This is a genomic window from Pseudonocardia sp. (assembly GCF_050246655.1).
Classification (GTDB): domain Bacteria; phylum Actinomycetota; class Actinomycetes; order Mycobacteriales; family Pseudonocardiaceae; genus Pseudonocardia.
This window is the reverse complement of record NZ_JBFWVQ010000009.1, coordinates 20599-43511: the sequence shown is the minus strand read 5'-3', so window position 1 is coordinate 43511 and position 22913 is coordinate 20599. Positions and strand designations below refer to the sequence as shown.

General features: G+C 75.7%; 13 protein-coding genes. 11 read left to right on the top strand and 2 right to left on the bottom strand.

Translation table 11 applies throughout. The features are described from left to right. Position 1 precedes the first annotated feature (1 nt). Positions 2-4945 (bottom strand): Lhr family helicase, encoded by a 4944-nt coding sequence (locus tag AB7J25_RS05230; protein WP_428505703.1) that lies wholly within the window; start codon positions 4943-4945, stop codon positions 2-4. Between the two features lie 1274 nt (positions 4946-6219). Here AB7J25_RS05230 and AB7J25_RS05225 point away from each other — a divergent pair. From AB7J25_RS05225 to AB7J25_RS05215, 3 genes are read left to right on the top strand one after another with little or no spacing between them, the layout of a single operon-like run. Next, positions 6220-7473 carry an MFS transporter gene (locus AB7J25_RS05225; protein ID WP_428505590.1) on the top strand — a complete coding sequence of 418 codons (1254 nt, stop codon included), beginning with the start codon at positions 6220-6222 and terminating at the stop codon, positions 7471-7473. A 33-nt stretch (positions 7474-7506) separates the two neighbouring features. Next, positions 7507-9447 (top strand): TIGR03960 family B12-binding radical SAM protein, encoded by a 1941-nt coding sequence (locus tag AB7J25_RS05220; RefSeq protein WP_428505589.1) that lies wholly within the window; start codon positions 7507-7509, stop codon positions 9445-9447. A 56-nt stretch (positions 9448-9503) separates the two neighbouring features. Further along, the gene (locus AB7J25_RS05215) at positions 9504-9950 is read left to right on the top strand and encodes an N-acetyltransferase family protein (protein ID WP_428505587.1); all 447 of its coding nucleotides are present in this window, start codon (positions 9504-9506) and stop codon (positions 9948-9950) included. On the opposite strand, the gene AB7J25_RS05210 is transcribed toward AB7J25_RS05215, so the two are convergent. Further along, on the bottom strand, positions 9860-11101 hold the full coding sequence (locus tag AB7J25_RS05210; protein ID WP_428505585.1) for an acyltransferase family protein: 1242 nt from the start codon (positions 11099-11101) through the stop codon (positions 9860-9862). The genes AB7J25_RS05215 and AB7J25_RS05210 overlap by 91 nt on opposite strands. Positions 11102-11360: 259 nt before the next feature. On the opposite strand from AB7J25_RS05210, the gene AB7J25_RS05205 reads away from it, so the two are divergent. The 8 genes from AB7J25_RS05205 (at position 11361) to AB7J25_RS05170 (ending at position 22908) form a co-directional block, all read left to right on the top strand. Further along, complete coding sequence (locus AB7J25_RS05205) at positions 11361-13394, top strand: protein kinase domain-containing protein (protein WP_428505583.1); 2034 nt, start codon at positions 11361-11363, stop codon at positions 13392-13394. 175 nt (positions 13395-13569) lie between these two features. Next, positions 13570-14361, top strand: a complete 792-nt coding sequence (locus AB7J25_RS05200) for a TIGR03936 family radical SAM-associated protein (protein WP_428505581.1) — start codon at positions 13570-13572, stop codon at positions 14359-14361. Between the two features lie 231 nt (positions 14362-14592). Then, positions 14593-17943, top strand: coding sequence for a translation initiation factor IF-2 N-terminal domain-containing protein (locus AB7J25_RS05195; protein WP_428505579.1), 3351 nt, complete (start codon positions 14593-14595; stop codon positions 17941-17943). Between the two features lie 123 nt (positions 17944-18066). Next, entirely contained in the window at positions 18067-18375 is a 309-nt protein-coding gene (gene rplU, locus AB7J25_RS05190) for a 50S ribosomal protein L21 (RefSeq protein ID WP_428505577.1), read from the top strand. Between the two features lie 42 nt (positions 18376-18417). Continuing rightward, positions 18418-18672 (top strand): 50S ribosomal protein L27, encoded by a 255-nt coding sequence (gene rpmA, locus AB7J25_RS05185; protein WP_428505575.1) that lies wholly within the window; start codon positions 18418-18420, stop codon positions 18670-18672. Positions 18673-18774: 102 nt separating this feature from the next. After that, positions 18775-20259: a GTPase ObgE gene (gene obgE / locus AB7J25_RS05180; RefSeq protein ID WP_428505573.1), complete on the top strand. Its 1485-nt coding sequence runs from the start codon at positions 18775-18777 to the stop codon at positions 20257-20259. Positions 20260-20428: 169 nt separating this feature from the next. Beyond that, complete coding sequence (gene proB / locus AB7J25_RS05175; RefSeq protein WP_428505701.1) at positions 20429-21547, top strand: glutamate 5-kinase; 1119 nt, start codon at positions 20429-20431, stop codon at positions 21545-21547. A 146-nt stretch (positions 21548-21693) separates the two neighbouring features. Beyond that, positions 21694-22908 (top strand): methyltransferase domain-containing protein, encoded by a 1215-nt coding sequence (locus tag AB7J25_RS05170; protein ID WP_428505571.1) that lies wholly within the window; start codon positions 21694-21696, stop codon positions 22906-22908. Positions 22909-22913 lie beyond the last annotated feature (5 nt).

Sequence of the window (22913 nt, the reverse complement as noted above, 5' to 3'; positions counted from 1 at the left end):
GCTACGCCCGCAGCCGCAACCCCTTCGGCGTGACCCGGAACCCCGCCTCCGTGAGCACCTCCGCCAGCTCGGAGCCGAGCGAGCCCACGCCGTCCGCCCGCTCGACGGCGAGCGTGCCGAGCCAGCCCTCGTGGACGGCGCCTGCGAGCGCCTCCGCGGCCGCGCGCAGCCCGGCCGCGTCCGTGGTGAACGACAGCAGCGAGCGCCCGCCCCGCTCCACGTACAGCACGGGCGCGCCGTCGACCAGCACCACCAGCGCGCCCGCCTTCCGCGCCGGCCGGTGCGAGGTGTCGCCGATCGTCGCCGGCCACGGCAGCGCGGCACCGTAAGGCTGGGCCGGATCGGGCGCCGCCAGGACCACGGCCGGTCCGATCTCCTCAGCGCCCGGATCCGTCCGGGACAGCGCCCGGAGCCGGTCGATCGCGCCCGGCACCGCGAACTGGGCCGCACCGAGCCCCTCGACGACGTAGCCGCGCCGGGCACGGCCGGAGTCCTCCATCGCGCGCAGCACCCGGTAGACCGCGGCGAACCCGCCCGCCACCCGCTCCGTGGCCATGGCCCCCCGAGTCAGCACGCCGTGGCGTTCGAGGAACGCCTCGGCACGAGCGTGCGCGCGGCGGGTCGGGTCCGCCTCGCGGGGCGTCGCGAGCGCCCACCGCCCACCGACCGACGGCGGGCCGGAGCGGCTGGGCATCGGCGGCCGACCCGCACGCAGCCGGGCGTAGCGACCCCGCGAGGCGGTGCGCCGGACGCGGTGCGCCCCGCCTCGGCCGCCCGGTGCGTCCAGGCGGGCACGCAGCGGGGCGAGCGTGTCGTTGGTGACCCATCCGGCCCACACCAGGTCCCAGAGCGCCGCGACCACCGCGTCGTCCGCCGGTGCCGACCCGCCTGCGTCGAGCACCGCTCGCGCGGCGGTGTCGGCCAGCTGCCGGAAGAACAGCGCTCCACCGCCGTACACGACGCCGTCCGCGGGGGGCGGCCACGGCGTGCCTGCGGGTCCCTCCGCGCTCCCCGGTCCGGCATCGGCCGGGGAGATCGGCATCCCCAGCGCGCCCAGCAGTGCCCGGTGCAGCGGGGTGTCGACCGGCGCGACGTCCGGTTCGGGCAGCAGCAGGTCCGCCACGTCCGCCGGGGCGAGCGCCACCCAGCCGTCGATACCGGCGAGCGCGCCGCAGCCCGTCCAGGTCACCTCCCCGGCGGCGGTGAGCTCGTCCAGCAGGGCCGGGACGTAGCCGGGCAGCCGCGCGGGCAGGATGATCGACTCCAGCGCGCTCGCCGGCAGGGGCGCGCCCGCGAGCTGCTCGACGACGCCGAGGACGTCCTCGGCCGCGGGCGCCCGCCGCACGCGGCCGCGCCCCGCTCCCCGCGGGCCGGCTCCCGACGGGCGACCCCCCGGACCCACGGCCCCGCCACCTCCCGGACCCACGGCCCCGCCGCCTGCCGTCCCCGCGGCCGCGCCGCCTGCCGTGCCCACGGCTGCGCCGCCCGCCGTGCCCACCGAGCCCCGCCGCCCACCACCGCCGACCGGCTGCACCCCCTGCCAGGCCGGCAGGAACCGCCCGAGCGCCCGCGGCTCGACCGGCTCCACCTCGGCCCGCAGCCGGGCCAGCGACCCCCGTCGCAGCCGGCGCAGCACGTCGGAGTCGCAGTACTCGGGGTGGGCGGGGGAGGACACCGCGCCGGGGCGCAGCTCCCCGCGCACCAGCCGGCCCGCCCCGACGAGCCGCTCCAGCACCCCCGTCACCACCGCGACCCCGAGCCCGAAGCGAGCCGCGCAGTCGGCCGCCGCGAACGGCCCGTGCGTGCGGGCGTAGCGGAGCACGAGATCGCCCAGTGGGTCCGGCACCGGCTCGGTGAACGTCTCCGGCACGCCGACGGGCAGCGGCGCACCGAGGGCATCCTGCACCCGCCCGGCGTCCTCGATCGCGAGCCACCGCTCCTCACCGGCGATACGCACGCGGATCGCGCGCCGCGCGGCCTCCAACCCGGTCAGCCACTCCGGGCGCACCCCGCGCTCGGCGGCCTCGGCGGTGGTGAGGTCGCCGACGAACCGCAGCAGGTCCGCCGCCCCCTCGGCGTCCCGTGCGTGCCGGTCCGGCGTGAGCCGCTGCAACGACGCCTCGACCTCGGCGAGCACCTCCGGATCGAGCAGCTCCCGGATCGCCTCGGAGCCCAGCAGCTCGGCGAGCAGCGTGGAGTCCAGGGCGAGCGCGGCCGCGCGCCGCTCGGCCAGCGGGGCGTCGGACTCGTAGAGGAACATCCCCACGTAGCCGAACAGCAGGCTGCGCGCGAACGGTGACGGCGACGGCGTGGCGACCTCGACGACCCTCACCTTCCGAGCCGCGACGTCCACCATCAGCTCGCGAAGCCCCGGCAGGTCGTAGACGTCCTGCACGCACTCGCGCATGGCCTCCAGCGTCACCGGGAACTGCTCGTAGCGCCCGGCCACCGCCAGCAGCTGGGAAGCCCGTTGCCGCTGCTGCCAGAGCGGGGTGCGCCGCTTCGGGTCGCGGCGCGGCAGCAGCAGTGCGCGGGCGGCGCACTCGCGGAACCGAGACGCGTACAGCGAGGAGCCACCCAGCTCCGCGACGACGAGCTGCTCGATCTCGGCGGGGTCGATCAGCACGTCCTCGGCGGCGGGCAGGATCTCCGCCCCCGAGTCGTCGATCGCCTCCGGCAGCCGTAGCACGATCCCGTCGTCCGCGCCGAGGGCGGACACCTCGACCCCGCGCCGTTCGCGCAGCCGGGCCGCGATCGCCAGCGCCCACGGCTGGTTGACCTTCGACCCGAACGGCGAGTGCACGACCAGCCGCCAGTCGCCCAGCTCGTCGCGGAACCGCTCGACGAGGACCGTGCGGTCGCTCGGGACATGCTGGGTAGCCTCGCGCTGCTCGTGCAGGTAGGCGAGGAGGTTGTCGACCGCCCACTCGTCGAGGCCCGCCGCAGCGGCACGGGCGCGGGCGGGCTCGTCCGCGAGTGCCGTCATCTCCCGGACGAACGCCCCGACCGCACGTCCGAGCTCCAGCGGGCGCCCGACCTGCTCGCCCTTCCAGAACGGCATCCGCGCCGGCTGCCCCGGCGCCGGCGTGACGATCACGCGGTCGTGGGTGATGTCCTCCACGTGCCAGCTCGACGTGCCGAGCAGGAAGGTGTCGCCCACCCGCGACTCGTAGACCATCTCCTCGTCCAGCTCGCCGACCCGCGATCCGCGCCCGTCCGCCCCGCCGGGGGTGGTGACGGTGAACAGCCCCCGGTCGGGGATCGTCCCGCCGGACGTGACGGCGAGCCGCTGCGCACCCGGGCGGCCGCGCAGCTCGTCCGTCACCCGGTCCCAGGTGATGCGGGCGCGCAGCTCCCCGAACTCCTCCGACGGGTAGCGGCCGGCGAGCATCTCCAGCGTGGAGTGCAGCGCCGACTCGGGCAGCCCCGCGAACGGCGCCGCCCGGCGTACCACGGCGGCGAGCTCGGCCACCGTCCACGGTTCGAGCGCCACCATCGCCACGACGTGCTGGGCCAGCACGTCCAGCGGGTTGCGCGGGAAGCGCAGCGACTCGATCGCCCCGGCCGCCATCCGCTCGGCCACCACCGCGCAGGAGACGAGGTCGCCCCGGTACTTGGGGAACACGACGCCCCGCGAGACCGCGCCCACCTGGTGGCCCGCCCGGCCGATCCGCTGCAACCCGGACGCCACGCTCGGCGGGGCCTCCACCTGGACGACGAGGTCGACCGCGCCCATGTCGATGCCCAGCTCCAGGCTGGACGTCGCGACGACGCAGGGCAGCAGCCCGGCCTTCAGCTCCTCCTCGACGAGGGTGCGCTGCTCGCGCGCCATCGAGCCGTGGTGCGCCTTCGCCACGGTGGCGATCACGCCCGTCGCGACGCCGGACTGCCCGACGGCCTCGGCGGGGAACCGGCCCGGCCCGGCCGCCAGCTCGTCCAGATCGAGTTCCGCGAGCTCCGCCTCCTCGGCGGCCAGCTCGTTGAGCCGGGCCGTGAGGCGTTCGGCGAGCCGCCGCGAGTTCGCGAACACGATCGTCGACCGATGCTCCCGCACGAGGTCGAGCAGCCGCCGTTCCACCGCGGGCCAGATCGACGGCCGCTGGGCGGCGCCCGACGCCGAGCCGATCACCTCCTCCTCCGTACTGCCCGGGGCAGGGCGCTCGTCGAGGGCCGCGAGATCGGGCACCGGCACCTCGACGGCCACCTCGATCGTCTTCGGCGTGCGCGGCTGGACGACCTGCACGGGCCGTGTGCCCGCCAGGAACGTGGCCACCTCGTCGACCGGCCGTACGGTGGCCGACAACCCGATGCGCTGCGCCGGACCGTCGGCGAGCAGCTCGTCCAGCCGCTCCAGCGACAGCGCCAGGTGCGCCCCCCGCTTGGTGCCCGCCACGGCGTGCACCTCGTCCACGATCACCGTGCGCACCCCGCGCAGCGACTCGCGCGCCGCCGAGGTGAGCAGCAGGAACAGCGACTCCGGGGTGGTGACCAGCACGTCCGGCGGGGTGCGGGCGAAGGAACGGCGCTCGTCGGCGGGGGTGTCGCCGGTACGCATCCCGACGGTGATCTCCGGCACGGGCTCGCCGAGGCGCCGCGCGGCCTGGCGGATCCCGGCGAGCGGCGCCCGCAGGTTGCGTTGCACGTCCACCGCCAGTGCCTTGAGCGGTGACACGTACAGCACCCGGCAGCGGTGCCGCGGCTCGGATGGTTGCTCCCCCGAGGAGAGCCGGTCCAGTGCCCACAGGAACGCCGCCAGCGTCTTGCCCGACCCGGTGGGCGCGACGACGAGCGCGTGCCGCCCTGCCTGCGCCGCGGCCCACGCCCCGACCTGCGCGGCGGTGGGCGCGGCGAAGGCGCCGGTGAACCAGGCCCGCGTGGCGGGGGAGAACCCCGCCAGCACGTCCTGGACACTCTCGGTGCCACCTGGTCCGGTCACGCCACCCATCATGCGCGGACCCACCGACAGATTCGGTCCGGCCCGGCGAACCGCGGTCGTGCGGCACACCCTCGCAGGGGGTGCGCGCGTGTGGTCCGGTCCGGCGGACCGCAGTCCTGCGGCGCCCTCGCAGGGGGTGCGCGTGCTTCGCAGGGGCTGCAGGGGCTGCGAGGCGTAGCGCGGGCCTGCGAGGTGCGGCGCGGGCCTGCGAGGTGTGGTGCGGCCCTGTGCGACGCGGCTCTGCGAGGTGTGGCGCCGCTCTGCGAGGTGCGGCGCGGCCCTGTGCGACGCGGCTCTGCGAGGTGTGGTGCCGCTCTGCGAGGTGTCCGGTCGGCGTCGCGGCCCGCCGGCCGTCCGCCCTCGGCGCCGGTTGCCGGCCGTCCCGGCTTCCGCCGGCCATCCCGCCTGTGGCCCCGGCTGCCCTGGCCGTCCCGGCTGCCGCCTGCCCGTCCCGGCTGCCGCCCGGCGAAACCCGACTGCCGCCTGCCGTCCCGCCTGCCGCCCGCTGGTGGGGCATGCCGCCCGGTGAGCCCGGTCACGCCCGCGGGCGGTCCCGCGGCACACCCCTCGCAGGGGGTGCGCGCGCTTCGCAGGGGGTGCGCGCGCTTCGCAGGGGGTGCGCGCGCTTCGCAGGGGCTGCAGCGTCTGCGAGGCGTAGCGCGGCCCTGCGAGGTGCGGCGCGGCTCTGCGAGGTGCGGCGTGGCCCTGCGAGGTGCGGCGTGGCCCTGCGAGGTGCGGCGTGGCCCTGCGAGGTGCGGCGTGGCTCTGCGAGGTGCGGCGTGGCCCTGCGAGGCGCGGCGCGGCTCTGCGAGGTGTCCGGTCGGCGTCGCGGCCCGCCCGCCGTTCGCCCGCGGCCCGCCGGCCGTCCGCCCGCGGCGCCGGTTGCCGGCCGACCCGGCTGCCGCCTCCCTCCCGCCCGCCGCCCGGTGAGTCCGGTCACGTCCGCGCGGGCGGTCCTGCGGCACACCCCTCACAGGGGATGCGCGCGCTTCGCAGGGGCTGCAGCGTCTGCGAGGCGCAGCGCGGCCCTGCGAGGTGCGGCGCGGCCCTGCGAGGTGCGAGGTGCGGCGCGGCTCTGCGAGGTGCGAGGTGCGGCGCGGCCTGCGAGGTGCGAGGCGCGGCGCGGCCCTGCGAGGTGCGGCGCGGCCCTGCGAGGTGCAGCGTCTGCGAGGCGAGGCGCCGCCCTGCGAGGTGTGGCGCGGCTCTGCGCGGTGTCCGGTCGGCGGCGACCAGCCGCCCGCAGGCCACTTTCGCCGGGCGGGGCGCGCAGGCACGATCGGGTGGTGACCGGCACCGCCCAGCAGTACGACACCGCCGCCGTCCAGCGCCGGACGATCGCCGTCCTCGCCGCGGCCCAGGTACTCGGCGGCGTCGGAGTGGCGACGGCGATCGTGGTGGGCACGCTGGTCGGGGCACGGATCTCCGGCTCGGACGGGGTCGGCGGGCTCGCCCTCACCGCACTCGTGCTGGGCGCTGCGGTGGCGGCCATGGTGCTGGCCCGGGTGGCGACCCGGTCGGGCAGGCGGCCCGCGATCACGCTGGGCTTCGGCGCGGCGGCGCTCGGTTCGGCCGCGTCCGCGCTGGCGGTGGTGATCGACAGTGTCGTACTGCTCCTGGCCGGCCTGCTCCTGCTCGGCGCCGCGACCGCCGCGGGGCTCGCGGCCCGGTACGCCGCCACGGACCTGGCAGAGCCGCAACGGCGGGCGCGCGCACTCGCCATGGTCGTCTGGGCGACGACCATCGGCGCCGTCGCGGGCCCGAACCTCGCCGGGCCTTCCCAGGTGATCGGCACCGCGGCCGGGCTCCCGCCGGACTCCGGCCCGTTCCTGCTCTGCGCGGTGGCCCTCGGCGCGGCCGCTGCGACGGCCTGGGTGGGGCTACGGCCCGATCCGCTGCTGTTGGCCCGGGCAGCGGCCGCCTCCGGGGCCGCCCGGGCCCCCGTCGTGACCGGCCGCGACGTCCGCGCTGCGCTGCGGGCGCACCCGATCGCCCTGCTCGGGCTCACCGGGATGGCGGTGGGGCACCTGGTGATGATCGCGCTGATGTCGATGACGCCGGTGCACATGGACCACGGAGGGGCGAGCCTGCAGGTGATCGGCCTGGTCATCAGCCTGCACGTCGCCGGGATGTACGCGTTCAGCCCGCTCTTCGGTTGGCTCGCCGACCGGGCGGGCCGCGTCCGCACCCTCCTGCTCGCCGCGGTCCTGCTCGCCGCGGCCGCGCTCCTCAGCGCGCTCGCCGACCCGCACGACTCCGCCACGCTCGCCGTCGCCCTCGTCCTGCTCGGGCTGGGCTGGTCCGCCGGCCTGATCGCCGGGTCGACGCTGCTCACGGAGTCGCTCCCGGTCGACGTGCGGCCCAGGGCGCAGGGCCTGTCCGACGTCACCATGAACGTCGCGGGCGGCCTCGCGGGCATCGCGGCGGGCCTCACGGTCGCCGCCTCGTCGTTCGCCGTGCTCGGTGTGGTCGCCGCCGTCCTGGTGATCCCGTACCTGCTCGTCGCGGGGAAGGTCGCCGTGCGGACGGCCACCGCCTGACCGGCCGGGAGCACGCCACTACCCTGGGTCATCGTGAGCGCACCACCGTCCGTCTTCCCCGTCCTCGAGACGCTGCTGCCGGCCGTCCGCAAGCCCGTGCAGTACGTCGGGGGCGAGCTGAACGCGCGCCCGGCAGCCGACGCCTCGTGGGACGCGACGCCGGTGCGCTGGGCGCTGCTCTACCCCGACGCGTACGAGGTCGGCCTGCCCAACCAGGGCGTCATGATCCTCTACGAGCTGCTCAACGAACGCCAGGACGCCCTCGCGGAGCGCTGCTACGCGGTCCTGCCCGACCTCGAGAAGCTCATGCGCGAGCACGGCGTGCCCGCGTTCACGGTCGACACCCACCGCCCCGTCGGGGCGTTCGACGTGCTGGGCGTCAGCTTCGCCACCGAGCTCGGCTACACGAACCTGCTCACCACGCTCGACCTCGCCGGGATCCCGCTGCACGCGGTCGACCGGGGGATCGACCACCCGGTCGTCGTCGGCGGCGGGCACGCGGCGTTCAACCCGGAGCCGATCGCGCAGTTCGTGGACGTCGCCGCGCTCGGCGACGGCGAGGAGGTCGTCGGCGACATCACGGACGTCGTGCGGGAGTGGAAGGCCACGGGACGTCCCGGCGGCCGCCGCGAGCTGCTGCTGCGCCTCGCGGCGACGCCGGGCTGCTACGTCCCGTCGTTCTACGACGTCACCTACGGTCCGGACGGCGCGATCGCCGCGGTGGAACCGCTCGACCCGCGCGTCCCGCGGACGGTCCAGAAGCGCACCACCGTCGACCTGGACGCGTGGCCCTACCCGAAGACGCCGATCGTCCCGCTCGCCGAGACCGTGCACGAGCGGGCGTCGGTGGAGATCTTCCGCGGCTGCACCCGCGGCTGCCGTTTCTGCCAGGCCGGGATGATCACCCGTCCGGTCCGGGAGCGCTCGCTGCGGGGCATCGGGGAGATGGTGGACACGGCGGTGCGCGCGAGCGGGTTCGACGAGGTCGGGCTGCTGTCGCTGTCGAGTGCGGACCACTCCGAGATCGCGGAGGTCACGAAGGGCCTCGCGGACCGCTACGAGGGCACGCACACCACGCTCTCGCTGCCGTCGACGCGGGTGGACGCGTTCAACATCGACCTCGCGAACGAGATCAGCCGCAACGGCCGCCGCTCCGGCCTCACGTTCGCCCCGGAGGGGGGCTCCGAGCGGATCCGGCGCGTGATCAACAAGATGGTGTCGGAGGAGGACCTCATCCGCACCGTCTCCGACGCGTTCTCGCAGGGCTGGCGGCAGGTGAAGCTCTACTTCATGTGCGGCCTGCCCACCGAGGAGGACTCGGACGTCCTGCAGATCGCGCGGATGGCGCACGACGTGATCCGGGCGGGTCGCGCGGCCTCCGGGCGCAACGACGTGCGCTGCACGATCTCCATCGGCGGGTTCGTGCCCAAGCCGCACACCCCGTTCCAGTGGGCGGCGCAGGCGCACCCCGACGTCGTCGACGCGAGGCTCCGCAAGCTGCGCGAGGAGGTCAACTCGGACCGGCGGCTGGGCCGCAATATCGGCATGCGCTACCACGACGGGCAGCCGTCGCTGATCGAGGGCCTGCTCGCGCGGGGGGACCGGCGCGTCGGCGCGGTGATCGAGGCGGTGTGGCGCGACGGCGGGCGCTTCGACGGGTGGAGCGAGTGCTTCTCCTACGAGCGGTGGGTCGCCGCCTGCACGGCCGAGCTCACGCCGCGGGGCGTCTCGCTGGAGTGGTTCACCACCCGCGAGCGCGACCGCGACGAGATCCTGCCCTGGGACCACCTCGACTCCGGGCTGGACCGGGACTGGCTGTGGGAGGACTGGCAGGACGCGCTGGGCGGCCGCGAGCAGGACGACTGCCGCTGGACGCCCTGCTTCGACTGTGGCGTCTGCCCGTCCACCGGCACCGACATCGAGGTCGGCCCCAGCGGGACCACGCTCCTGCCGCTCACGGTCGTGAACCGCTGACCGGCGAACCTGCGATCCGGGTCGCCGACGAGCGCGACGTCACCGCTCTCGCCGCGTTGCGCCGCGCCTGGCTGGAGGAGCGCACGGGCGAGGCGGGCGACCCCGCGTTCGAGGAGGCGTTCGCGCAGTGGTGGCGCGCCGAGCTGCCGCGGCGGACGTTCTGGCTCGCCGAGGTCGGCTCGGCGCGCAGCGGGTTCACCGCCGTCGGGTCGATCAACGTCGTCGAGATCGTGCACATGCCCCGTCCCGGTGCCCGCGGCGGGAAGATCGGCCACGTCGGCAACACGTTCGTGCTGCACGCGTTCGCCGGGCGCGGGCTCCCCGACGCGTTGCTCGCCGCGGCCATCGAGCACGCGCGGCGGCGCCGGTACCGCCGGCTGGTCCTCGCCCCGACGGCGGGCAGCGCGGCGTTCTACCGCGCGGCGGGCTTCGAGCCGGCGGGGGAGGGACTGCTGGTGCTGGACCCGTCCACGCTGCCGGCGCCGGCCGACGCAGGGGGCTGAGCGGCCCGCCGGTGCGTCAGCGAGAGCGGGCGCTCGACGACGACGAAGAGCAGCGCCGAGGTCGCCATGGTGACCGCGAAAGCCGTCGGCAGCACCAGCCAGAAGAGAGCCGGCTCCATACCCGTGGGGACGGCGATGCCGGCCACTGCCAGCGCGAAGAACTTCAGCGTCAGCGCGTGGACGAGATAGTAGGAGTAGGAGATCTCGCCCAGCCGCCCCAGCGGCGGCCACTCGAAGACGCGGCGCATCGGGCCCGTCGCCCGGACGAGAACGGCCGCGACCCCGCCGAGCAGGACGACGAGCACGACCGGGATCGATGCGTCGCCCCACGCGTCCACGGTGTTCCAGGCCGGGGTCCAGGCGGGCGGGGCGGCCAGGACGTAGACGAGGGGGAACGTCGCGACGAGGACCGCGAGCGCGAGCCGTTCGGTTCCCCGCCCCGGCCGCCACGAGCCGAGCTGCGTCAGCTCCCGCGCCAGGACGCCGCCGACGAAGAGCAGCAGCTGCGCACAGCCCGGGCGCAGCGCGAGTACCGCGATGGCGCCCACCGCGGCCAGGACGGCGAACAGCAGCACCCGGCGCCGCGCGGGCCATCGCCGCATCCCGAGGCCGAGCACGAGCAGCGGCAGTGCCAGGTAGAACGCGAGCTCGTAGCTCAGCGTCCAGGCGACGGGGACGATCGGCTCGATCGGGAACAGCCCCGGCAGCAGGAGGACGTTCGCGACGAGGTGACCGGCGGCCGCGACCCCGTCCGCGGGCAGCTTGTACTCGTCCGGCAGGAACAGCGGGATGGCGAGATGGACGCCCAACACCGCGAGGAACGCCGGGAGGAGCCGCCGGGCGCGTCGCCGGATGAACGTGGCGTACCGCGCCGTCGGCGCCAGCACCGCGCCGTGGATCAGATAGCCGCTGAGCACGAAGAAGAGATCGACGCCCATGCCGCCGACGATCCACAGCACGTAGGAGACGGTTCCCGTCGCCGAGTCCTCGGTGATCCACGCCGAGAAGATCGTGTGGTAGTGGACGCAGAAGACGAGCAGGACGGCGAGGCCGCGGACGCCGTCCAGCGCGTGGTCACGCCGCGCGACGGTGCCGTGCTCCGCGGGCACGCCGTGGCGGTACACCGGCGCCTGCACCGCCGACTCGCCCATCACAGCCTCCGGTCGCGCACCGTTCCCGGGCGCGCGACCCGGACGATCGCAGGGTGACGCCGCCACCGGTATCGCCGCAGCGCCAGGTTCTCCTCACCGTCCGGTGAGAGTTTCCTTCCCCCGCGGATACAACTTCGTCCTGTCGACTGTGGTCGAGCCCCACGCGCTGGACCTGCGAGTACGCTGGACCGCCGGACCGGCGCCAGGACAGCGGGTCCGCGGGGTCGCGCGGCCGAGGGGGCGAAGCGCGGTGGCGGAGATGTTCGGTCCGTATCGGCTGCTGGATCTGATCGGCCGCGGCGGGATGGGCGAGGTGTACCGCGCCTTCGACACGGTCCGGCATCGTGTCGTCGCCCTGAAGCGCCTGCCGTCCGCCCTGGCCGGTGACGACGTCTTCCAGGCGCGGTTCCGCCGGGAGTCGGAGCTCGCCGCGCGGTTGCGTGAGGCCCACGTCGTCCCGATCCACGACTTCGGCGAGATCGACGGCATGCTCTACATCGACATGCGGCTCGTCGACGGTGTCGACCTGGGTCGCACGCTGGACGCGTACGGGCCGTTCGAGCCGGAGCGGGCCGTGGGCATCCTCACCCAGGTCGCCCAGGCCCTCGACGCCGCGCACGAGGAGGGCCTCGTCCATCGCGACGTGAAGCCGTCCAACGTGCTGATCGGTGGCGACCCCGACTTCGCGTACCTCATCGACTTCGGGCTCGTGCGTGCGATGCGCGACTCCGCGTCCGGGACCAGCAGCGCGATCGGCACCCTCGCCTACATGGCCCCGGAACGGTTCCTGGCCCCGAGCGAGGCCGATCCCCGTGTCGACGTGTACGCGCTCGGCTGCGTGCTCTTCGAGATGCTGACGGGAGAGCAGCCGTTCCCGGACGGTGAGCCGGCGGCGTTGATGTACGCGCACCTGAGCAGGCCGGTGCCACGCCCGTCGCAGCGACGCCCCGGGGTGCCTGCCGCCTTCGACGACGTGGTGGCGCGCGCCATGGCGAAGGAGCCCGCCGCTCGGTTCCCGCGCGCGGGCGACCTCGCCGGGGCGGCCCGGGCCGCGCTGGCGGAGCCGGTGACCGTGCCGCCCCTGCCGCACCCGGTAGCCGTCCCGGCCGGGTCGTACGGTCTCGCCCACCCGTTCGAGCCGGGCCGGTCGGGCGGTCTCGTCCACCCGTCCGAGCCGGGCCGACCGGGCGGTCTCGTCCACCCGTCGTTCCCGCCCCCGCAGGTCGCAGCGGCAGGCGTCGCACCGGGACGCGGATCGGTGTCGGCGCGCCCCGCCCGGCCGCGCCGTCATCGCATCGCCATCGTCCTCGCCGCGGTGCTCCTGGTCTCGGGGCTCACCACAGGGGTCGTCCTCTGGGTCAGGGGGCCCGCGGTCACGCTCACGACCGCGGGCGCGGTCCCGGTCGGCCGCAGCCCGCTCGGCCTCGGGCTCGCCCCGGACGGGCGCCGGGCCTACGTCGCGAACGCGCTCGACGACTCGGTCTCGGTGATCGACCTGGAGCGGGCGGCGGTCGTCGCGACGCTGCCCGTCGGCAGGTCGCCCCGGGAGGTCGTCGTCAGCCCGGACGGTCGCAGCCTGTACATCACCGCCGCCGGGCAGGACGCGCTGATGACGGTCGACGCCGCGACGGGTGCCGTCCGATCCAGCATCGCCGTCGGGGACAACCCGGTCGGGCTGGCGATGGCCCCGGACGGCCGGCTCTACACGGCGGACGAGTTTGGCGACACGGTCTCGGTGGTGGACCCGGTCGCCGCGGAGGTGGTGGCGACCGTCCCGGTGGGGGACGCCCCGATCGGCGTCGTGGTCGCCCCGGACGGCCGGCGGGTGTACGTGACCGACAAGCTCGACGACACGGTCACCGTCGTCGACACCTCGACGATGCGGCGGACGGGAACGGTGCTCGTCGGGCAGCCGGAGATCGCGGCGCTGAGCGACGTGCCCCGCGGTCATCAGCGCGTCGCGTTCACGGCCGATGGCGGCCGGGCCTGGTTCCTCGTCGGCGGGTCGCGTTCGATCGCGGTCGTCGACACCCGGCTCGGAACGGTCGTCGACACGATCGCCCTGGCGGACTTCCCCGACGCCCTGGCGTTCTCCGCGGACGGGAGTCGCGCCTTCGTCACCAGCTACAAGTCGAGCGAGCTCGCCGTGATCGACATCGCGTCCGAGGCGGTCGTGGGCACGGTGGCGGTCGGCACCGGCCCGGTGCGCCTGGCGGTCGCGCGCGACGGTCGGCAGGCCTACGTCGTCAACCGCGACGAGGCGACGGTCTCGGTCGTCGATGTACCGCGGTGAGGGGGCAGCCGCCCGCACCGCCCCACCCCTCAGGCAACGAGCGGCGCGGTCGTCCCCCAGGCTTGGGCGAGCCCGCCCCCCGGGGCGCCGCTCGTTGCTCAGGGAGGGGAGGGGCCCAGGGAGAGGAGAGGGAGGGGTGGACCCGCGTGCAGTACCCCCGCCGTACCCTGCGGCCATGGCTCGCGTGCGTCCCGGTGAGGCCGCCAACCCGGCCCCGCCGACGGTGGCGCGGGTCCGCCTGCGCTTCGCGAAGCGGGGGCGGCTGCGGTTCCTCTCGCACCGCGACGTCGCCCGCAGCTTCGAGCGGGCCGTCCGCCGCGCGGGCCTGCCCGTCTCGCACTCCCACGGCTTCAGCCCGCACCCGCGGCTGTCCTGGGTCGGTGCCGCCCCGACCGGGGCAGCGAGCGAGGCCGAGTACGTCGAGATCGGGCTGACCCGCGAGGTCGATCCGGGCGAGCTCGCCCGGGCGCTCGACGTGGCGCTTCCCGACGGTCTGGACGTGCTCGCCGCCGTCCCCGCGGGAGGTGGCTCGCTCGCGGACCGCATCGACGCCGCCGCGTGGCGCATCGAGCTGCCCGGGGTGGATCCGGTCGTGCTCGCCGCGGCCGTCGAGGCATTGCTCGCGCAGGAGCGCGTGGTGGTCGAGCGGGTCACCCCGTCGGGCCGCAGGGAGGTCGACGTGCGGGCCGCGCTCGCCCGACTGGAGGTTCAGAGCGGCGATGCGAGCGGTGGCGCTGCGGGCGCGGCCCGGTCGAGTGTCACATCTGCGGACGCGTCCCCCGCGCCGCAACGCTGTGCGATACTGACTGCGGTCGTGCGGCAGACGACACCTGCCGTTCGACCCGACGACGTGTTGGGTGCACTCGACGTTGTCGCAGGTCTTCGGCCTCCGGTGCCCGCGCGAGCGACCCGGACGGCCCAGGGCCTGCTCGACGACCGGGGCATCCTCGCCGATCCTCTCGGCTGACGACCGGGTCACCTCCCGGGACGGCCGACCGCTTCGGCGCCTGCCGCCGGCCCCCCGCCGACGGCAGACCCGCTGTCGAGCACTGCGCGGCGCGGACGAACCCGGCAACGGGGCCGGCCGACCGCGACGAGCACGATCTTCGAGGATTGCTTCCCGCACATCCGCGGGAAGAACGCACGTGCCCCTGCGCGGCCGCCTCCTGATGAGGCGCCCGGGGGTGTAAGGAGCTGAATGTCGGATATCGGTTCGCCCGCCGGTCGCACCGGCGGGCCCGTACCCACGCTGGACGACCTTCCCGAGAAGCTGCGGGTGCACGCGCTCGCGCGGCTGCTCGGGCGCACCAGCAAGGAGATCCTCGCCACCCTGGCCGAGCTGGGGGTCGAGGCGCGCAGCGCGCAGTCCAGCGTCCTGCGCAAGGACGCGGAGCAGGTCGTGACGGCGCTGCTACCGGACGCCGTGGCGGGTGGCGATGCGGCCCCCGGCGATCCGAAGGAGGTGCCGGACGAGCCCGGTGGGGGCGCCGCCGCCGGCTCGCAGGACGACGATCGCGAGGCCGGCCCGGATGCCGCCCCCGTGTCGGCTGCGCCCGCCCCGGCCGTCCCGGTGTTCGGCGCCGCCGAACCGCCCGCTGCGGAGGCCGACGCGGCGGGGGCGGCCACCACCCCCCTCTTCGCCGCCGCGACGCCGCTGTTCCAGCCGCCGGCACCCGCGACGCGCACCCGGCGCCGCAACCGCGCTGCGGTGTCCGCCGGCGAGGCGGCTGCTGCGGACCCCGCGAGCGCGGACGCCGAGCCCCTCGCCGACGGGGACGCGACCGACGCGACCGACACCGACACCGACACCGACACCGACACCGAGACGGACACCGACGCCGCCGAGACGGGGCCGGACGTCGATGGCGAAGGGGGCTCCCGTCGCAGGCGCCGGCGCGGCCGCCGGGGCCGCGGTCGCGGCCGGGGCGCCGACGACGCCGCCGAGGACCCGGACGAGGCCGACGACACCGAGCGCGCAACCGCCTCGGCCGAGGACGCCGAGGCCAGCGACGGGGACGAGGACACCGACGAGCCGGACGAGATCGACGACGAGGAGTCGGGGGAGTCCGACGATGCCGGCGGCACCCGCCGCCGCAGGCGCAGGCGCCGCCGTCGCGGCGGCGACGCGGACGACGCCGCTGCGGGCGACCCGCCGAACACCGTCACGAAGCTCCGCTCGCCGCGCGAGCGCGACGCGGACCGGGACACCGACGACGGCGTGCAGAGCGTCCGTGGCTCCACCCGGCTGGAGGCCAAGCGTCAGCGCCGCCGGGACGGCCGCGACGCCGGCCGGCGCCGGGTCCCGATCCTGTCCGAGGCCGAGTTCCTGGCCCGCCGCGAGTCCGTGGACCGGGCGATGGCCGTGCGCGAGCGCGGCGACCGCGTCGAGATCGCGGTGCTGGAGGACGACGTCCTCGTCGAGCACTTCGTCACCGGCGGCGTGGACGGCTCCGGCAACGGCACGGGAAAGTCGATCGTCGGCAACATCTACCTGGGCCGCGTGCAGAACGTGCTGCCCTCGATGGAGGCGGCGTTCGTCGACATCGGGCGCGGCCGCAACGCCGTGCTCTACGCCGGTGAGGTCGACTGGGACGCCGCGGGCCTCGGCGGCAAGGCCCGGCGCATCGAGCAGGCCCTGTCCAGCGGCGACTCGGTGCTCGTGCAGGTCACGAAGGACCCGCTCGGGCACAAGGGTGCGCGGCTGACCACCCAGATCAGCCTCGCCGGCCGGTTCCTGGTCTACGTGCCCTCCGGAGGCGCGGCCGGGATCAGCCGCAAGCTGCCCGACGTCGAGCGCAGGCGGCTCAAGGACATGCTCAAGGAGATCGTCCCCAGCGAGGCCGGGGTGATCATCCGGACGGCGTCGGAGGGCGTGAGCCAGGAGGCGCTGGAGCGCGACGTCCGTCGCCTGCAGGCGCAGTGGGAGGTCGTCAAGGGCAAGGCCGAGGCCACCGGCCCGAGCAGGCCGAAGGCGCCGTCGCTGCTCTACGAGGAGCCGGACCTGCTGATCAAGGTCGTGCGCGACCAGTTCAACGAGGACTTCTCGAAGCTCGTCGTCGCCGGGGACGATGCCTGGGACACGGTGTCCGGCTACGTCGGCCACGTCGCGCCGGAGCTGGTGGGGCGGCTGCACCGCCATGTCGGCCCGACGGACGTGTTCGCCGAGTACCGCATCGACGAGCAGCTGCTCAAGGCGCTGGACCGCAAGGTGTGGCTGCCCTCGGGTGGCACGCTGGTGATCGACCGCACCGAGGCGATGACGGTCATCGACGTGAACACCGGCAAGTTCACCGGCTCGGGCGGCAACCTCGAGGAGACGGTCACCCGCAACAACCTCGAGGCGGCCGAGGAGGTCGTGCGCCAGCTCCGGCTGCGCGACATCGGCGGCATCATCGTGATCGACTTCATCGACATGGTGCTGGAGGCCAATCGCGATCTCGTCCTGCGCAGGCTCACCGAGTGCCTGGCCCGGGACCGCACCCGCCACCAGGTCGCCGAGGTCACCTCGCTGGGGCTGGTGCAGATGACGCGCAAGCGGGTCGGCGGGGGGCTCCTGGAGCACTTCTCCTCCACCTGCGAGCACTGCCGCGGGCGCGGGGTGATCGTCAACTCCGAGCCGGTGGCCGAGCGGGTCGAGACGGGCCGCGGTCCGGACCGGGACGGCCGCCGCTCCCGCGGCGGGCGCCGTCGCGGCTCGGACGGGCAGCAGGGTGGCGAGGGCGGCCGCAACGGCCGCGCCGCGGAGGTCGTCGAGCAGGCGGCTCCCGCCCCGGACCCGGAACAGCGGGCGCAGGCGGTCGAGGCGATCGCGCCGCCCGTGCCGGTCGGGGCGGCCGTCCGGACCGGCGAGGCGGGCGTCCGGACCGGCGAGGCGCCCGAGCCGGCCGAGCCGGCTGAGGCCCCTGCTGCGACCGGAGGGGCGGCCCTGCCGGCTGTGGCGACCGATGACGTCGTGGCGGCTGACGAGGTTGCGCCGGCTGACGAGGTTGCGCCGGCTGACGAGGTTGCGCCGGCTGACGAGGTTGCGCCGGCCGACGAGGTTGCGCCGGCCGACGAGGTGCCGGCCGCGGCCGAGGCGGCCGTCGCCGTCGCCGTGACCGACGCACCGGCGTTCGCATCCGCGGCGCCGGCGGAGACGCCCACGCCCTCGCCCGCCGCGGCATCCGCCGGGTTCCCGACGGGCGCCACGGCGGAGCCGGAGGCGGACGCGTCCGCGCCGCGCACCCGCCGCCGTGCCGTCCGCCGCGACGCCGGCGCACCGAGTGTGCCCGGCGGGGAGGCGACGGTCGCGGTCGTCACGGTCGCGGCGACGGAGGGCGCCGGGACCGACGGCGAGCCACCGTCGACGGGCTCGGCGGCCGGCTCGTCGGCCGGCTCGTCGGCCACCGGCGGCCCGGCCACCGGGCCCGCAGGCGTGGTCCCGCAGCCCGAGCCCACCGCCACGAGCCGCCCGCGCCGCGCCCGGCGGGTGGCGTCCCGCCCGGCGGGCCCGCCCGCGGCGGAGGCCGGCGAGCCGGTCCCGGCGCAGTCCGGGGGAGACCCGGTGTGACACCCGCGAGGACCTTTCCGTACCCTGGGACGTCGAGTGCCGGAGCACCTCGCGGTTCCGGCCGGGTCGGCACCGCCCGCCCGATGCAGTAGTCCCCCCGAGTTCAGGAGTCGTGCGTCCACGATGTACGCGATCGTCAAGACCGGCGGCAAGCAGTACAAGGTAGCCGTCGACGACGTGCTCACCGTCGAGAAGATCGTCGGTGAGCCCGGTGCGGAGGTCAGCCTCCAGGCCGTCCTCCTCGTGGACGGCGACGAGCTGACCACCGATGCCGATGCCCTGGCCGCGGCGTCGATCACCGCGAAGGTGGTCGAGCACACCAAGGGCCCGAAGATCCGCATCCACAAGTTCAAGAACAAGACCGGCTATCACAAGCGGCAGGGCCACCGCCAGCCGCTGACGAAGCTCCAGGTCACCAAGATCGCACTGTAACTTCTTCACCGAGACTGCAACTTCTTCACTGAGTAGGTCGAGATGGCACACAAGAAGGGCGCGTCCAGCTCGCGCAACGGCCGCGACTCGAACGCCCAGCGCCTCGGCGTGAAGCGGTACGGCGGCCAGGTCGTCAACGCGGGCGAGATCATCGTCCGCCAGCGGGGCACGAAGTTCCACCCGGGCACCGGTGTCGGCCGCGGCGGGGACGACACGTTGTTCGCCCTGGTCGGCGGCGCCGTGGAGTTCGGCTTCACGAAGGGCCGCAAGGTCGTCAACGTGGTACCGCAGGCCTGAGAGGCCTGCTCGGCGGGGCCGCCCGGTCCCGCAGCTGATTCGTGATCGACGGCGGGCCGCCCATCGGGAGGCCCGCCGTCGGCGTGTGTGGAGGACGGGGCGATGTCGAGGTTCGTGGACCGCGTGGTGTTGCACGCCACCGCGGGCGCGGGCGGCAACGGCTGCGCCTCGGTGCACCGCGAGAAGTTCAAGCCGCTCGGCGGCCCGGACGGCGGTAACGGCGGGCGCGGCGGCTCGGTCGTGCTCGTCGTGGACCCGGACGTCCACACGCTGCTGGACTTCCACCACCGCCCGCACGCCACCGCGCGCAACGGCACGCAGGGCCAGGGCGGGTTCCGCGCCGGGGCGAACGCCGAGGACCTGGAGCTCTGCGTCCCGGACGGCACCGTCGTCATGAGCGCGGACGGCGAGGTGCTCGCCGACCTGGTCGGCGCCGCCACCCGGTTCGTCGCCGCCGAGGGCGGGCGTGGTGGCCTCGGCAACGCGGCGCTCGCGTCGGCGGCCCGCAAGGCGCCGGGGTTCGCGCTGCTCGGCGAGCCCGGCGAGAGCGCCGACCTGGTGCTGGAGCTGCGCTCGATCGCGGACGTCGGCCTCGTCGGGTTCCCGTCGGCGGGGAAGTCCTCGCTGGTCGCGGCGCTGTCCGCGGCCCGGCCGAAGATCGCGGACTACCCCTTCACCACGCTCGTGCCCCAGCTCGGGGTCGTGAGCGCGGGGGAGGAGGTGTTCACCGTCGCCGACGTCCCGGGGCTGATCCCGGGCGCGTCCGAGGGGCGCGGGCTGGGCCTGGACTTCCTGCGCCACGTCGAGCGCTGTTCCGTCCTCGTCCACGTCGTGGACTGCGCGACCTACGAGCCCGGCCGAGACCCCGTCTCGGACGTCGAGGCACTCGAGGCCGAACTCGCCCGCTACACGCCCGCGCTCGGTGGGGCGTTGGCCGATCGCCCGCGGCTGATCGCGCTGAACAAGATCGACGTACCGGACGCGCGCGAGCTCGCCGAGCTGGTCGAGCCGGAACTGGCGGAGCGGTTCGGCCGGCCGGTGTACCCGATCTCCACGGCCAGCCGCGAGGGCCTGCGGGAGCTGTCGTTCGCGATGGCCCGCGAGGTGCGCGCGCACCGCGCTGCCCAGCCCGTCGCCGAGCCCACCCGCGTCGTGCTGCGGCCCACGCCGGTCGACGACGCCGGGTTCACCGTCGAGGCCGATCCGGAGCTGCCCGGCGGGTTCGTCGTGCGCGGGCGCCGTCCCGAGCGGTGGATCCGGCAGACGGCGTTCGACAACGACGAGGCCGTCGGCTACCTCGCGGACCGGCTCGCCCGCCTCGGCGTCGAGGAGGCGCTCGCCGAGGCGGGTGCGCAGCCCGGGTGCCCCGTCACGATCGGGGACGTCACCTTCGACTGGGAGCCGTCGACGCCTGCCGGGGTCGCGGTGCTGATGTCCGGGCGGGGCACGGACCGGCGCCTGGAGCGGGACGGGCGCGTCACGGCAGCGGAGCGTAAGGCGGCCAGGGCGCAGCGCCGCCGGCACCGCACGGACGCCGAGCTGTTCGCGGACGTGGCCGACCGGGACGACCCCGAGGACCCGGAGTGACCCGAGGACCCCGAGTGACCCGAGGACCCCGAGTGACCCGGCTCACCTCCCACCCCCCCTGCCCGCGAGTTCCGCATCTCGCAGCGGCGAGTTGCGGATCTCATCAGGGCGAGTTGCACCCCTCGTGGCGGCGACCGCGGGCGGCCCCCTCCTCGGGCCGGGGGCGGGCGTGATCACCACCCGCCAGCGGCTCGCCGCGGCGCGCCGCGTCGTCGTCAAGGTGGGGTCGTCGTCGTTGACCTCGCTCTCGGGCGGGCTCGATCCGGCCCGGCTGGACGGGCTGGTGGACGCCCTCGCCGCGCGTCGGGCCGCGGGCAGCCAGGTCGTGCTCGTGTCGTCCGGTGCGATCGCCGCCGGGCTCGCCCCGCTGCGGCTCCCGCGGCGCCCCCGCGACCTCGCCACGCAGCAGGCGGCCGCGAGCGTCGGGCAACTGCTGCTCGCGCACGCCTACGAGACGTCGTTCAAGCGGTACGGCCAGCTCGTCGGGCAGGTCCTGCTCACCGCGGACGACATGATCCGCCGCTCCCACTACCGCAACGCCCAGCGCACCCTGGAGCGGCTGCTCGGCCTGGACGCCGTGCCGGTGGTCAACGAGAACGACACCGTCGCCACCGACGAGATCCGCGTCGGCGACAACGACCGGCTCGCCGCGCTCGTGGCGCACATCGTCGGTGCGGACGGGCTGGTGCTGCTCTCCGACGTGGACGGCCTCTACGACGGCGATCCCCGCCGGCCCGGCGCCCGCCTGATCACCGAGGTGGAGGCCCCGTCGGACCTGGAGGCCGTGGCGGTGGCCCGGTCCGGAGCCGGGAGCCTCGGGACCGGCGGAATAGCCACGAAGATCACGGCAGCGGCGATGGCGTCCGCGTCCGGGATCCCGGTGCTCCTGGCGGCGGCCGAGGACGCCGCCGCCGCGCTCGACACGGGGGCCGCGGGCCCCAAGTGCGGTACCGCGTTCCGCGCGTCGGGGCGGCGGATGTCGGCGCGCCGGTTCTGGCTGCGCCATGCCGCGGACGTTCGCGGGCGCCTGGACCTGGACGCCGGCGCCGTCGCCGCGGTCGTGGACCGGCGGCGCTCGCTCCTGGCCGCCGGGATCCACGGCATCTCCGGGGACTTCGTCGCGGGCGACGTCGTCGACCTGGTGGGGCCGTACGGGGTGGTCGTTGCGCGCGGGGTCGTGGGGTTCGACGCCGCCGAGCTGCCCGGTCTCATCGGACGCCGGACGCGCGAGCTGCCGCCGGAACAGCGCCGCGAGGTGGTGCACGCCGACGACCTGGTGCTCGTCTGATCCGCGAGTTGCGCATCCTGCCGCCGCGAGTTGTGGATCCTGCCAGACCGGTGTGCGCACGGTCGACCGTCCGGGTCGGGGTCGCCCGCCCACCGCTGGTGGGAGCGGATTGCGCCCCGTGACGGGCCGGGGAACACTCGGGCGCCATGACGGCCGACCAGGTGCGGAACCGGCTGGTGGACGATCTCCGCGCCGCCGGCCGGGTGCGGACCGCAGCGATCGAGCGGGCGCTGCGGGACGTGCCGCGCCACCTGTTCCTGCCCGGCGTCCCGGTCGAGGTGGCCTACGCCGACGAGGCCGTCACCGTGCAGCATGTCGGCGGTGTGGCGACCAGCTCGGCCTCGCAGCCGTCGATGATGGCGATCATGCTGGAGCAGCTCGACGTCCGGCCCGGTCACCGGGTGCTCGAGATCGGCGCGGGCACCGGCTACAACGCCGCGCTGCTCGCCCACCTGGCCGGCCCGGACGGGTCGGTCACCTCGATCGACATCGACCAGGCACTCGTCGCCCGCGCCGCGGAGAACCTCCAGAGCGCCGCCGCCGACGGCGTGCACGTCCACTGCGCGGACGGGGCCCTCGGATATCCGCCCGCCGCCCCGTACGACCGCGTGGTGCTCACGGTCGGCTGCCCGGACATCCGGACGGAGTGGGTGCGCCAGCTCGCCCCGGGCGGGCGCCTGCTGCTTCCGCTCACCCTGCGCGGCAGCCAGGTGTGCGTCGCCCTCGACCTCGGGCCCGACGGCGTGCTCCGGAGCAGCTCCGCACGGGGCTGTGCGTTCGTGCGGCTCCGCGGCGCCGGCGCGGTCAGCGACCCGGAGTTCGCGGTGCCGGGGACCGGGTGGACGGTGCGCCCGGCCGACCCGGCGTTGCCCGTCGATCCGGACGCCGTCGCGGCGGCGCTCGGCGCGCCGGTGGTGGGCGCCTCGGCCGGGATGCCGCTCACCGCGAACGACCTCTGGGACGGCTTCGGCCTGTTCCTCTCGCTCACCGAGGCCGGAGCATGCCGCCTGCTGCGCGCGGTCCCGGCCCGTGCGGGCGGCGGGCTCCGCGGCGTGGCGTTCGCCCCGCTCGCCAGGGGTCTGGGCTCGCCCGCTCTGCTCGGTCCGGACGGTGTCGCGGTTGTCTCGGCACGGCCCGCCCGCCCGGCCGCGGTGCTGGCGTTCGGCCCCGGCGGTCCGGTCCTGGCCGCCCGGCTGCTCGCCGCGCTCGACGCCTGGACGGCGGCCGGGCGCCCCGACGTGGCTCGCATGACGCTCACGGTGTATCCGGGCGGTGACGGCCCGGCGGCGCCTTCGAGGCAGGTCGAGGTGCTCACCGAGCACTGCCGGATCCTCGCGGGATGGTCCGCGACGGCGTCCTGACCGAT

Bases quoted from the DNA above. Each gene is read 5' to 3' on its own strand.
- AB7J25_RS05205 (WP_428505583.1), top strand. From the start codon at position 11,361: ATGTTCGGTCCGTATCGGCTGCTGGATCTGATCGGCCGCGGCGGGATG.
- AB7J25_RS05195 (WP_428505579.1), top strand. From the start codon at position 14,593: ATGTCGGATATCGGTTCGCCCGCCGGTCGCACCGGCGGGCCCGTACCC.
- AB7J25_RS05200 (WP_428505581.1), top strand. From the start codon at position 13,570: ATGGCTCGCGTGCGTCCCGGTGAGGCCGCCAACCCGGCCCCGCCGACG.
- rpmA (WP_428505575.1), top strand. From the start codon at position 18,418: ATGGCACACAAGAAGGGCGCGTCCAGCTCGCGCAACGGCCGCGACTCG.
- rplU (WP_428505577.1), top strand. From the start codon at position 18,067: ATGTACGCGATCGTCAAGACCGGCGGCAAGCAGTACAAGGTAGCCGTC.
- obgE (WP_428505573.1), top strand. From the start codon at position 18,775: ATGTCGAGGTTCGTGGACCGCGTGGTGTTGCACGCCACCGCGGGCGCG.
- AB7J25_RS05230 (WP_428505703.1), bottom strand. From the start codon at position 4,945: ATGGGTGGCGTGACCGGACCAGGTGGCACCGAGAGTGTCCAGGACGTG.
- AB7J25_RS05170 (WP_428505571.1), top strand. From the start codon at position 21,694: ATGACGGCCGACCAGGTGCGGAACCGGCTGGTGGACGATCTCCGCGCC.
- AB7J25_RS05210 (WP_428505585.1), bottom strand. From the start codon at position 11,101: ATGGGCGAGTCGGCGGTGCAGGCGCCGGTGTACCGCCACGGCGTGCCC.